Source organism: Pseudomonas sp. LBUM1679 (assembly GCF_059695565.1).
The window spans coordinates 1,419,200-1,431,421 of record NZ_CP166774.1 but is presented as its reverse complement, the minus strand read 5'-3'; the positions used below and the strand labels follow the sequence as shown (position 1 = coordinate 1,431,421).

11 protein-coding genes are annotated in these 12,222 nt (G+C 60.4%); 5 read left to right on the top strand and 6 right to left on the bottom strand.

Translation table 11 applies throughout. The features are described from left to right. Positions 1-20 precede the first annotated feature (20 nt). On the bottom strand, positions 21-2,249 hold the full coding sequence (locus ACA062_RS06570; protein ID WP_497455689.1) for a DNA internalization-related competence protein ComEC/Rec2: 2,229 nt from the start codon (positions 2,247-2,249) through the stop codon (positions 21-23). 136 nt (positions 2,250-2,385) lie between these two features. Here ACA062_RS06570 and ACA062_RS06565 point away from each other — a divergent pair, with 136 nt between their 5' ends. After that, positions 2,386-2,904 carry a DUF2062 domain-containing protein gene (locus tag ACA062_RS06565; RefSeq protein WP_497455688.1) on the top strand — a complete coding sequence of 173 codons (519 nt, stop codon included), beginning with the start codon at positions 2,386-2,388 and terminating at the stop codon, positions 2,902-2,904. Positions 2,905-3,101: 197 nt separating this feature from the next. Here ACA062_RS06565 and ACA062_RS06560 read toward each other — a convergent pair whose 3' ends face one another. The 4 genes from ACA062_RS06560 to ACA062_RS06545 form a co-directional block, all read right to left on the bottom strand. Further along, on the bottom strand, positions 3,102-3,881 hold the full coding sequence (locus ACA062_RS06560; RefSeq protein WP_497455687.1) for an ABC transporter permease: 780 nt from the start codon (positions 3,879-3,881) through the stop codon (positions 3,102-3,104). Continuing rightward, positions 3,878-4,810, bottom strand: coding sequence for an ABC transporter ATP-binding protein (locus ACA062_RS06555; protein WP_497455686.1), 933 nt, complete (start codon positions 4,808-4,810; stop codon positions 3,878-3,880). The genes ACA062_RS06560 and ACA062_RS06555 overlap by 4 nt, the downstream gene beginning before the upstream one ends. A 133-nt stretch (positions 4,811-4,943) precedes the next feature. Beyond that, positions 4,944-5,567, bottom strand: coding sequence for a glutathione S-transferase family protein (locus ACA062_RS06550; protein WP_497455685.1), 624 nt, complete (start codon positions 5,565-5,567; stop codon positions 4,944-4,946). A gap of 43 nt (positions 5,568-5,610) precedes the next feature. Then, positions 5,611-6,270 (bottom strand): transglutaminase-like domain-containing protein, encoded by a 660-nt coding sequence (locus ACA062_RS06545; protein WP_497455684.1) that lies wholly within the window; start codon positions 6,268-6,270, stop codon positions 5,611-5,613. A 249-nt stretch (positions 6,271-6,519) separates the two neighbouring features. Between ACA062_RS06545 and ACA062_RS06540 the strand changes: the two genes are divergently transcribed. Further along, positions 6,520-8,967 (top strand): acyl-CoA dehydrogenase, encoded by a 2,448-nt coding sequence (locus ACA062_RS06540; RefSeq protein ID WP_497455683.1) that lies wholly within the window; start codon positions 6,520-6,522, stop codon positions 8,965-8,967. Between the two features lie 74 nt (positions 8,968-9,041). Beyond that, a complete protein-coding gene (locus tag ACA062_RS06535; RefSeq protein WP_027924016.1) occupies positions 9,042-9,449 on the top strand; it encodes a PA2817 family protein in 408 nt (135 codons plus the stop codon). Between the two features lie 191 nt (positions 9,450-9,640). Here the strand turns inward: ACA062_RS06535 and ACA062_RS06530 are convergent, their stop codons facing one another. Continuing rightward, positions 9,641-10,639, bottom strand: a complete 999-nt coding sequence (locus ACA062_RS06530) for a LysR family transcriptional regulator (protein WP_497455682.1) — start codon at positions 10,637-10,639, stop codon at positions 9,641-9,643. Between the two features lie 91 nt (positions 10,640-10,730). On the opposite strand from ACA062_RS06530, the gene ACA062_RS06525 reads away from it, so the two are divergent. Together ACA062_RS06525 and ACA062_RS06520 are read left to right on the top strand one after the other, a co-directional pair. Beyond that, complete coding sequence (locus ACA062_RS06525; protein WP_497455681.1) at positions 10,731-11,357, top strand: alanyl-tRNA editing protein; 627 nt, start codon at positions 10,731-10,733, stop codon at positions 11,355-11,357. A gap of 93 nt (positions 11,358-11,450) precedes the next feature. Next, complete coding sequence (locus ACA062_RS06520; RefSeq protein ID WP_497455680.1) at positions 11,451-12,221, top strand: 2OG-Fe(II) oxygenase; 771 nt, start codon at positions 11,451-11,453, stop codon at positions 12,219-12,221. The last annotated feature ends 1 nt before the right edge of the window (position 12,222 follow it).

Genomic DNA, 12,222 nt, shown 5'->3' with positions numbered 1-12,222 from the left:
TGGGCTTCCTTCATTCGCGATCAAGGTGCAGGCCGCCAGAAACGCCGTTCCTGACGCATTGTCCATGCCGGCTTGAATTGCCCCAGTTGCAGACGGATGGCACCCTGTTCGGCGCTGTCATGGATCGCCATGCCGCGCTGTCGATAGCGCGCGATCACTGTCGGATGGGGATGGCCGAAGGCATTGCCCTGGCCGCGGGAGATCAGCGCCGCCGCGGGTTGCAACGCAGCAAGCAGCGCCGGCGAAGATGAACTGCGACTGCCGTGATGGGGTGACTGCAACCAATCGGTGGTCACCGCCAGGGGACTGTCGAGCAAGGCTCGCTCGGCCGCGGTGTCGATGTCACCGGTCAGCAGCAGCCGTTCGCCGTTGGCTTCGATCTGCAACACGCAGGATTTTGGATTGCTGTCGCGCGCTGCTGACCATTGCCAGAGCGAAAACTGCACACCGTCCCAGGTCCATTGCCGGCCGCTCTCGCAAGCCTCGGCTTGCAGCGCGACGGGCAATTCCAAAGGTTCGCCACTGAGCACGCGCATCACCGGCAGCCCCTTGGCGACAGCCTGCGCCCCGCCGGCGTGATCGGCATGGGCATGGCTGATCAGCATCAGATCGAGGGCGCTCACCCCCAGTTTGCGCAGCGTCGGCAACACCGCGCGCTCGCCGAGGTCGTTATCGCCGAAACGTGGCCCGGCGTCGTACAACAGCGTGTGATGACGGGTACGCACCAGGATGGCCAGCCCCTGGCCGACGTCCAGTTGCCAGATCTCGGCCGTGCCCTCCGGCAGCAGTTGCCGGGGTGGAAACACCAGCAACAGCAGCATCGGCCAACCCAGCAGACGAATGGGCACTCCTCGAGGCATCAGCAAAAGCAAGGCGCCGAGTGCGCCCAGGGCCCCCATCCACCACGGTACCGCCGCCGGCACCCATGCGGGGAAACGCCCGGCCATCAGGGCAAGGCCCCTGAACAATAGATCGATCAAGCCACCCGCCACCCACAGCAACCCTTCGCCCACAAAAGGGATGGGCAACAGCAGTGTCCCCAGCAAGGCTGGCGGCAGCACCACCAGACTGATCCAGGGCACGGCCAGCAAATTGACCAGCGGCCCGCTCAGACTGATCGGCAACCCCAGTACCAGCAGCATCGGGCCCAGGCCGATCGCGATCAGCCACTGGGCGCGAGTCCAGGATTGCCACCAGCGCCAGGGCCCCAGGCGGCCGCCGAATATGAAGATCAACACGGCTACCGCCGCGAAAGACAACCAGAAACCCGGTTGCAGACTCGCCAGCGGGTCCAGCAGCAGAACGCCGTTGAGCGCCAGCAACCACGGCCACCAGGCCCCGAGGTGACGAAAACGCAGCCGCCACAACAGCACCAGGCCGATCATCACGCAGGCCCGCCGCACGGGCACGTCGAAGCCGGCCAGCAACCCATAACCAAGCGCTGCGGCGAAGGCCAGACCGCACGCCCATGGCAGCCAGGGCAAACGGCCCGGCCACAGGCCATAACGGGCCAGGCCGGCGATCAGCAGGTACACCAACCCCGCCAGCAAGCCGATGTGCTGCCCGGAAATCACCAGCAAATGCACGGTGCCGGTGTCTTGCAACACCTGCCAATCCTCGCGACTGAGCCCGGCGCCATCCCCCAGCACCAAGGCCGTCAGCGCCCCCGTTCGGCCTTGGGCATCCACCGCCTGCAAGCGTTGGCGGATGCCGTCGCGCAAGGCCCATCGGGCTTCCTGGAGACGCACGCCATCCTTGACCGTTCCGGTGGCGCCGATGCGCTGCGCCAGCAGCCAGGCGTCGTAATCGAAGGCATGGGGATTGAGCAGCCCGGCAGGACGCTTCAATTTCACCGCCAGGCGCCAGTGTTCGCCGCTGTTGATCGGCGGCCCGCCATACCAGGCCAGGCGCAACAATGTCGGGACTTTCTCGCGCTCGCGTCGCGAGCGGGCGTCCGCCAATTCGAAACGCACGACCGCCTCACCGTTCTGGGGCAATCCCACTACCCGCCCTTCAACCCAACGGGTTTCACCGTCCAGATTGATCGGCAGGCGATCATCCATTGCCCAGTGCGCATTCGCGCACGCCCAACTGAAGCCGAACAGGAAAAAGGCCAATGGATACGTCCTGAACGGCAGCAGCATCAAAGCCGCTACCGGCAACGACAGCCAAAACCAGACCGGCGGTAGTACCGGTAAAAAACGCAGGGTCAGCAAACCCAGCGCCAGCGCCATCATCCCTATGCGCATAAGCCCGTCCTTGAGAGTTCCATCCCAAGGCATAGCCGGCTTATCGCACGACCGTGGTTATCAATTGTCACAAAGTCTGAATGGGCGGTTCATGGAATCCAGACATACTTGCCGCCTTAACCGACCGAGAAGCCTTATGCCCCGGCGCTTATTCAAACGTTACATGCCAGACCCGACGAGCATCAGGGAACACAAGTCCTTACGCTTTCTCGGCACTCTGCTGCATGACCCGAACCTCTGGCACCTCAACCGACACTCCGTCGCCCGGGCCATGGCGGTGGGTCTGTTCGCGGCTTTTCTGCCGATCCCCTTACAAATGCTGGTGGCCGCCATCCTCGCCATCATGGTGCGCGGCAACATGCCGATTGCCGTCAGCCTGGTCTGGCTGACCAACCCGATCACCATGCCGGCCGTGTTCTTCTGCACGTACCAGACCGGTGCCTGGTTGATGGATGTCCCTGCCCGGCATTTGCCGGATGAATTGACCTGGGAGTGGATCAGCGGCCAACTCTCGACTCTTTGGCAGCCGTTTTTACTCGGTTCGGTGGTGACGGGACTGGTGCTCGGCGCACTCGCCTACTGCCTGACCATGATGTACTGGCGCTGGTGGGTCGGGCGGCAGTGGCGGCGGCGCCAGAAGAGACGGATGCCGTAAACGCAAAACGGCCTCCACAGTGGGAGGCCGTTGTTTTTTGCGGTGTCTGGACTGACGCCATCGTCGGAACGCCGCCCGGAGCAAGCTCGCTCCCACAGGGATCTGTTGCGTGGCACAAATCGCATAAACACCAGAGACCCTGTGGGAGCGGGCTTGCTCCGGGCGGCGTTCCGACGATGCAGGCGACTCGGTATCCCTTATGTACGCATCCCGCGCCCACTCACCAGCAACCGCGCACAACTGATATACAACACCACAGTCGCCACCAGCATGAAGGTAATCGCCACGCTGATCCGGATATCCGAAACGCCCAGAATCCCGTAACGGAAAGCGTTGACCATGTGCAGCACGGGGTTGGCCAGGGATACGGTCTGCCAGAACGGCGGCAGCAGGCTGATCGAGTAAAACACCCCGCCCAGGTACGTCAGCGGTGTCAGCACGAAGGTCGGGATGATCGAGATATCATCGAAGTTGCGCGCAAACACCGCGTTGATGAAGCCCAGCAGCGAAAAGATCGTCGCCGTCAGCACCACCACCAGAATGGTCACCCCCAGGTGATGCACCTGCAACTGGGTGAAGAACAGCGACAGCAGCGTCACGATGACCCCGACCATCAACCCGCGCAGCACGCCACCCAGGGTGTAGCCGATCAGGATCGTATGCGGCGACACCGGCGACACCATCAATTCCTCGATGGAACGCTGGAACTTGCTGCCGAAAAAACTCGAGACCACGTTGCCGTAGGAGTTGGTGATCACCGACATCATGATCAGCCCCGGCACGATGTACTCCATGTAGGTGAAGCCACCCATGTCGCCGATCTGCCGACCGATCAGATTGCCGAAGATCACGAAGTACAGAACCATGGTGATGGCCGGCGGCAGCAAGGTCTGCGGCCAGATTCGGGTAAAGCGTTTGACCTCACGGTAAACGATGGTATTGAGTGCAACGAGATTGGGTTGCAGCTCGGAACTCATACCGCCACCTTCGACAGATTTTTCTCCACCAGGGACACGAACAACTCCTCGAGGCGATTGGTTTTGTTACGCAGGCTCAGCACTTCGATGTTCTGCTGCGCCAGCTGGGTAAACAGCGCGGTGATGCCCATCGCCTTGTCCACCTGGACTTCCAGGGTATGGCTGTCGAGCAGCTTGGTGGGGTAACCGAGCAACTGCGGCGCCACTTTCAGATCGTTTTTCATGTCGAGCAAGAAGGTTTCAACATGCAGTTGGCCGAGCAACTGCTTCATGCTGGTGTTCTCGACGATGGTGCCGTGATCGATGATGCCGATGTTGCGGCACAACTGCTCAGCCTCTTCCAGGTAGTGGGTGGTGAGGATGATGGTGATGCCTTTCTTGTTCAGCTCGGTGAGAAAGGTCCACATCGAGCGGCGCAGTTCGATATCCACACCCGCCGTCGGTTCGTCGAGGATCAGCAGGCGCGGTTCGTGGACCAGTGCACGGGCGATCATCAGTCGGCGCTTCATGCCGCCGGACAACGAACGCGAGGGCACATCGCGCTTGTCCCACAGGCCGAGCTGGGTCAGGTATTGCTCGGCGCGCTCCTTGGCGATTTTTGGCGGGATCCCGTAGTAACCGGCCTGGGTCACGACAATGTCGAAGGTCTTTTCGAACTGGTTGAAGTTGAATTCCTGGGGCACCACGCCGATGGAGCGCTTGAGCTGCGCAGGATTCTTGTCCAGGTCGTTGCCGAAGATATTCACCGTTCCGCTGGTCTTGTTCACCAGGGTCGAGAGAATGCCGATGGTCGTGGATTTGCCGGCGCCGTTAGGGCCAAGCAAGGCGAAGAAGTCACCTTCGGCGACGTCCAGATCGATACCACTCAAGGCCTGGAAACCGTTGCCGTAGGTTTTGGTTAGCTGCCGGATGGACAGAGCGGAACTCATATCGGATTTACGCACCAAGAAGGGAAGAAAGGAATAAATAAGGGCGGGCGGCGAGCAATGCAACCGCAGCGCATGGACGCAATGGTGCTTGTCGCCGCCACACAAGTACAGTCAAGTGTGTCGATAGTGAGTATTAAGTCAACGCGGTCATGACGGCTTTCCGGTACGCCGGACGCTGCTTCAGTCTTGCGTACCAGGCTTCAACATGAGGCTGCGGCGCACGCTCGATCGGCATCTCGAACCAGGCATAAATGAAACTGCCGAGGGGAATGTCGCCCATGCCGATTTCAGTGCCCGACAGGTACGGTTGGGTCGCCAGCGCTTGATTGGCCATCGATAGCAGATCGTCACATTCCTTGATCGCAGCCTTGATGGCGGGCCAGTCCTGCTTGTCTTGCGGCGTGCGCAATACGCCCCAGAACACCGTGCGGAACGGGCCGGCAAAACTTGAAGTGGTCCAGTCCATCCACTTCTCGGCAGCGGCGCGGGCCTGCGGATTTTCCGGGTACCAGGCGGTGCCGTTGGCATGCAGGGCCATCAGGTAACGCACGATGGTGTTGGATTCCCACAGCACGAAACCGTCGTCTTCAATCACCGGCACGCGACCGTTGGGATTCATCGCGCGGTACTGCGGCGTATCGACTACACCAAAGGCGCCGCCGGCATCGATCGCTTCATAGGCCAGGCCCAGCTCCTCGGCAGCCCACAAAGGTTTCCTGACATTCGACGAATTTTTCCGACCCCAGATCTTCAGCATGACCGCCTCTTTATGGATGAATGCGCAGGCAGCATACGCCGGATCAGGCGCGACTCAAATCGCTCTGCATATCACCCAACAGCACCGGCAGTTGCTCGCTGAACAGATGCGGGTAGCACTTTTCCAGGTGCTCGAAAAAGAACGTTTCAGGCACGTCGGTGAACTGGCCGTGATCGATCAGGTACTCCATCAATTGCGCGCCGTCACGATTGAAAGGATGGAATACGCTGTCGTTGATGGCGTCGAATTCCAATGGCGCGACATTGAACAGTTCGCACAAGCTCTGGTTGAACGCCGGCGTGGCCTTGACCCAGCGACCGTTCAGGTAAAGCTCGGTATAACCGTGCATGGCGAACACGTCGCTCTTGAGCAATTCGAGCAGGCGCGGCGTCGATAAATGGTTGCGCACATCCGCCAGACCGATGCGTGCGGGGATCGAGCAATGCCGTGCGCATCCGGCGAGCAGCGTGGCTTTGGGCACGCAGTAACTCTCCCCCGCCGCCAACGCATAACTACCGCGCAAGGTTTGCGGGTCGCGACTGAAGGTGTAAGGGTTGTAGCGCACGGCCTCGCGCACCGCGTAATAGAGATTGATCGCCTGCTCGAGCGGGTCGCGACTGCTGCCTCGATGTTTTTCAGCGAACTCCACCACCGACGGGTGGTCACTATCGATGAAGCGGCCGGGACTCAGGTACTCGTGCATGAGAATAATCTCCTGGGGAAGCCACGAGTCTAGCGACAGGTTCAGCACAGAGATAACGACGTTTCGGCCAAACTTGAGCGCATTGTCGCTCGTTCCATGAATGATTTTTCACGGCCTGTCGTCCATCGGTCCTACAAAATTCATAACGGTTTCCCACGATTTCAATCACATCGCTCTGACCACCCTGTTTTACGGATGCCGTCTAAGCTCTGAAGGCTGGTTTTGCCCTGGTTTCACGGAGGATTAAATATGCTGTTGTTGTGGATACTGGTTCTGGTTGTCGGGATCGCTTATTTGGCTCACCGCCGCATCGCCCCGCTGCCCGCCATGGGCATCGTTGCTGTCTATCTGTTGGCGATGGGCATTTTCAGCCGTGCACCGGGTTGGTTGCTGCTGATTTTCTGGGTGTTGCTCGCGGCCACCGCGGCCCCGCTATTGCTGCCAGACCTGCGCCGCAAATACTTCAGTGCGCCGATGTTCAACTGGTTCCAGAAAACCCTGCCGCCGATGTCGCCAACCGAACGCGATGCCATCGACGCCGGCACGGTGTGGTGGGACGGTGAACTGTTCAGCGGTCGTCCGGACTGGGACAAACTGCTGTCCTATCCCAAAGCGCAACTGAGCGAAGAGGAACAGGCCTTTATTGACGGCCCGACGGAAGAACTCTGCGCCATGGTCAGCGACTGGCAGGTCGGGCAAGACATGGACCTGCCTCCCGAAGCCTGGACCCACATCAAGGACAACGGTTTCTTCGCCCTGATCATTCCCAAGGAATTCGGTGGCAAGGGCTTCTCTGCCTATGCTCACTCACAAGTGGCGATGAAACTGGCGACCCGCAGCGGCGACCTCGCCTCTACTGTGATGGTCCCCAATTCCCTGGGCCCGGCCGAACTGTTGCTGCATTACGGGACCGACGAGCAACGCAATCACTACCTGCCTCGACTGGCGCGCGGGGACGACATTCCGTGCTTCGCATTGACCGGTCCGCTGGCCGGCTCCGACGCCGGTGCGATGCCCGACACCGGAGTGATTTGCAAAGGACAATGGGAAGGCCAGGAAACCCTCGGCCTGCGTCTGAACTGGGAGAAGCGCTACATCACGCTGGGTCCTGTGGCCACCCTGCTCGGCCTGGCTTTCAAGGCTTATGACCCGGACCACCTGTTGGGCGAACAGGAAGACCTGGGCATCAGCCTGGCGCTGATCCCGACCGATACCGCCGGCGTCGAAATCGGCCGCCGTCACTTGCCCCTGGGCGCTTCGTTCATGAACGGCCCGAACTCGGGCAAGGATGTATTCATTCCCCTGGACTTCCTCATCGGTGGCCAGGAAATGCTCGGCAAAGGCTGGATGATGCTGATGAACTGCCTGTCGGTCGGGCGTTCGATTTCGTTGCCGGCAGTGGGCACCGGTGCGGCGAAGTTCACCAGTCTGGTGACCGGCCAATACGCGCAGGTTCGGGAACAGTTCAACGTGCCGCTGTCTGCCTTCGAAGGCATTCAGGAAGCCATGGCGCGCATCGGCGGCAATGCCTGGATGATGGACGCCGCGCGGATGCTGACCGCCAACGCGGTAGACCTGGGCGAGAAACCGTCGGTGCTGTCGGCGATTCTCAAGTACCACCTCACCGAACGCGGTCGCGAGTGCATCAGCCACGCCATGGACGTGCACGGCGGCAAGGCGATCATCATGGGGCCGAACAACTACCTCGGTCGCAACTGGAATGGCGCGCCGATCTTTATCACCGTGGAAGGCGCGAACATTCTCTCGCGCAACCTGATGATCTTCGGCCAGGGGGCGATTCGCTGTCATCCTTTCGTGCTCAAGGAGATGGCCCTCGCCGGCCGCGAAGACAAGGACCAGGCACTCACCGAGTTCGATGGCCTGCTGCTCAAGCACATCGGTTTCGCCGTGGGCAACGCCGCCAGCACGCTGGTGCTGAACCTCGGCCTGGGGCATTTCGACCACGCGCCGGGCAATACGCTCAGCCAGGGTTACTTCCGTGCCCTCAATCGCCAGGCCGCTGCGTTCGCCATGCTCGCCGACCTGAGCATGATGCTGCTGGGCGGTGAACTGAAACGCCGCGAACGCTTGTCGGCTCGTCTGGGGGACGTGCTCAGCAACATGTACCTCGCCTCCGCCGCGCTCAAGCGTTACCACGACCTCGACTCACCGGACCATATGGCACCGCTGTTTACCTGGGCCATGGAAGAAAGCCTGGGTCAATCGGAGCGCGCACTCGATGAACTGCTGAGCAACTTCCCGAACAGGGTGCTGGGTTGTCTGCTGCGGGTGATCGTATTCCCGCTGGGTCGTCGTCACAAAGGCCCCTCGGACAAGCTCGGCGCAGAAGTCGCGGCGGTGATTGGCAGGGCCAAGGGCGATCCGACCCTCGAAGAATTGCTCGGCGGTTGCTACCGTCCGCAATCGGCCGATGACGCCGTCGGCGCACTGCAACACGCCTGCGACCTGTTGAACGCGGCGCAGCCCTTGCAGAAAAAACTGCATGTGGCCCTCAAAAGTGGTCAGGTCAAACCGGCGGTCGGCGAACACGTCATCGACGCAGCGCTGGAGGCCGGCGTGTTGCAGCCCGTGGAGGCGCAAACCCTGCGGGAGGCCGAAGCAGCGCGGCGCAAGGTGATCGATGTCGATGATTTCGACAAAGAGGAGCTGGCGCTGGCCAAAGGAAAGGTCCGCTGATCCCGTCCACCATGTAAAAAAGGGCGCGGGCGCTTTATACTCCCGCGCCCGTTTTGCTCTTGAGGACTTATCTCGTGTCCAACGTCGTTGCCGATCATCTTGTCTTGCTCGACCACCTGCGCAGTATCCTGGTCGCCGTAGGTGAGGCCGAACAGGTTCCCGAAGAAAGCCATGCCTTGTTCCTGGAGCGCTTCGACGAACTGCGCGCGTTACTGCCGGTCGATCCGATCGAAAGCCAATACCTGGGCCAGGACATTTTGTGCCAGGTAATCACCCGCTATCCACAAATCGCCCACCTGGTCCCGCGCGACCTGCTGTGGTACTTCGCCGGTGACTGCCTGCATTACATGCCCGACGATGAAATCGACCTGTACCAGGCGCTGGAGGAGCGTCGTTTCGAAGCTGAACAGAACGACGAACCGTTCGATTGGAACCAGGAAAAGCAGCTGCTGGCGATGTCGAACGACGACAGCAAGCACTGATCCACGGTCCGCAATCAAAAGGCCCGCATGGTTGAATATGCGGGCCTTTTTTTGGCATTGCCGAAAGATGTGGCGACTGAGCGGACGCCATCGCGAGCAAGCTCGCTCCCACAGGGGATCTCCAGCGGCTGCGGAAATTGCATCCAACACAGATCAAAATGTGGGAGCGAGCTTGCTCGCGATAGGGTCCTTCAGAGCAACCCATCACTTTCGGGCAACTCATATTGCGCCGCGACTTTGCCCAACGTACCTGGCTTGCCCGGCTTGCTCAAAGTGGGCTCCTTCTCCAGGCACTCCACCAGATAATCGATCAACACCCGAAGCTTGGGCGGCAGATAACGGGTCGGCGAATGCAGCAGCCAGGCACCGCCGTGGTAGGACGCGAGGAAGGTCCAGTCCGGCAAAACCTGCACGATCAGTCCCTGCTCCAGCGCATAACGCGCGGTGAAATACGGCAGGCTGCCAATCCCGATGTGCTGCAACACCGCACCCAATCGCACACCGGTGTGATTGGCCGCATATCGCCCGCGCACACCGACGGTCACAGCCTTGGTGCCTTTCTTGAATTTCCACCGCGCATCGCTCGGCGTTTCGCCCAGGTAGATGCAACTGTGATTGAGCAAGTCATGGGGATGGCTCGGCGTGCCGTGTTCGGCCAGGTACTGCGGCGTTGCGCAGAGCAGATGGTCGATGGTCAACAGTTGCCGTCCCACCAGCCCGGCGGGTGGTCGATCGGTGATGCGAATCGCCAGGTCGACGTTGTCGTCGATCAAGTCAACCTGACGGTCCTCGAGCAACAACTCCACATCGACTTTGGGATAACGCCGCAAAAATTCCGGCATATGCGGATGAATCACGAACCGTCCCACCGCTTTCGGCACGCTGACGCGCACCAGCCCTTGCGCCTCGTGGGTGAACTGGCCGCTGATTTCCATCACTGACTTGGCCGCGCTGACCATTTCCTGGCAGCGCTTGAACACTTCCTCGCCACCGTCGCTGAGGCGCAGTTTACGGGTGGTGCGTTGCAGCAGACGGGTGGCGAGCGCCTTCTCCAGACGCGAAATGCTGCGACTGATTGCCGAGGGTGAGGAACCCAGCTGGCGCGCCGCCTCGGAGAAACTGCCGGTCTCGACCACCTTGACGAAAATCGCCATTTCACCCAGCAGTGGCAGTGGAAGATTTATGCTCACAGCGCAATAGTCCTTTGATGTTTGAACGGATTATCACGCAATTGTGCACTCCATATAATAAAAAATAGAAATATCAATAAGGTCATGGACTATGACGCTTCGCCTGTTTTTCCATAGTGATGATCTCAAGGCCGATGTGGAAGTGCTGGATTGCACACCCTGCGAGAGCGAATTCGCGGTGGTGCTGCGCGCCACGCTGTTTCATCCTCAGGGCGGCGGACAACCCTTCGACACTGGCTGGATCGGTGAAAGCCAGGTGCTGCGCGTGGTTCAGGATCCGGACCGGATCATCCATTTCGTCGACCGCCCGGTAAAACTCGGCATGACCCCGATTCGCGTCGACGAACAGCGTCGTCAGTTCAATACACGCATGCACTCCGCCGGCCATCTGATCGGTCACTTCGTCCAGGCCATGGGTTGGATGCCGATCAAGGGGCATCACTGGCCGGGCGAAGGACGCGTGCAGTTCAAGCCGCAGGATTCGGCACAGGACGTGGATGCCCGGACTGTTCAGCACGGCATCGAGCAGTGGATCGCCCACGACCTGCCACGCCTGACGTCATTGCGCGAAGGCGCCAGGGAAATCGGTTTCGGTGAATTGCCCGCCTACGGTTGCGGCGGCACCCATGTACGTAGCCTGAAGGATTTGGGCGCGGTCTCGATCGCCTCGGTTTCGCAGAAGAAAGGCACGCTGTCAGTTCACTACACCGTGGACTGAGCATTTCCGCCAGGCCGGGACCGGTCATCACCTGACGCCGGGGGAGCCCGCATCCGCAGGTTCCGTTGCCTCTCTGATAGATGGACCTTAACCATGATGCTTGACGTCAAGCGTCTCGATGAGACGTGCATAAAAAAACTGGCCAACGAAGAAGTCCTCGCCATTCGCCTCAAAGGCTTGCTGCCCCGATCGCTGGCGATTCAAATTGGCGACAAGATTCTCGCCCCCGGCTTCGAAGGCTATATCAATGCGCCAAGCATCGGTCGCATCGGCATGGCGTTTTATGAAGCGGAAAACCAGCCGCTGTTGATCGAGGATTATTTCGCTCGCGCCACCCGCAACATTGCGGAATTGCGCAACCGCTGTGCGCCCTACTCGTCCCCGGTCGATACCCTGCGCTGCATGCTCGACGAATCCTGGCCGGCGGGCGCGCATCTGGAGAATCTCTACGGTCGCAAGATGTACGTCGGGCTGTCCCGGGTAGTGAAACCGGGGGTGTGCTTCCTCGCCCATCACGACATTTTCGCCAAGGATGCCCCGGACAGTTATCAGGCCAGAAGCCTGGAAGCCCAATTCGCCTGCAACGTTTACCTGAACATGCCCTCCGAGGGCGGTGCGCTGCAGATGTGGGACGACGACATTTCCCCGGACCAATTCGACGAAATGCGTGGTGACAGCTACGGCATCGACCCGGCCCTGCTCGGCGCTCCAACCCTGGAGATTCGTCCCGAGCCCGGCGACTTCATCATGTTCAACTCGCGCCGCATGCACTCGGTGACGCCGGGTGTGGCCGACCCGCGCTTGAGCCTTTCTTTCTTTGTCGGCTATCGCGGCAATGCTTCACCCCTTACTTTCTGGAGTTGAG

Bases quoted from the DNA above. Each gene is read 5' to 3' on its own strand.
- ACA062_RS06570 (WP_497455689.1), bottom strand. From the start codon at position 2,249: ATGCGCATAGGGATGATGGCGCTGGCGCTGGGTTTGCTGACCCTGCGT.
- ACA062_RS06565 (WP_497455688.1), top strand. From the start codon at position 2,386: ATGCCCCGGCGCTTATTCAAACGTTACATGCCAGACCCGACGAGCATC.
- ACA062_RS06560 (WP_497455687.1), bottom strand. From the start codon at position 3,881: ATGAGTTCCGAGCTGCAACCCAATCTCGTTGCACTCAATACCATCGTT.
- ACA062_RS06555 (WP_497455686.1), bottom strand. From the start codon at position 4,810: ATGAGTTCCGCTCTGTCCATCCGGCAGCTAACCAAAACCTACGGCAAC.
- ACA062_RS06550 (WP_497455685.1), bottom strand. From the start codon at position 5,567: ATGCTGAAGATCTGGGGTCGGAAAAATTCGTCGAATGTCAGGAAACCT.
- ACA062_RS06545 (WP_497455684.1), bottom strand. From the start codon at position 6,270: ATGCACGAGTACCTGAGTCCCGGCCGCTTCATCGATAGTGACCACCCG.
- ACA062_RS06540 (WP_497455683.1), top strand. From the start codon at position 6,520: ATGCTGTTGTTGTGGATACTGGTTCTGGTTGTCGGGATCGCTTATTTG.
- ACA062_RS06525 (WP_497455681.1), top strand. From the start codon at position 10,731: ATGACGCTTCGCCTGTTTTTCCATAGTGATGATCTCAAGGCCGATGTG.
- ACA062_RS06520 (WP_497455680.1), top strand. From the start codon at position 11,451: ATGATGCTTGACGTCAAGCGTCTCGATGAGACGTGCATAAAAAAACTG.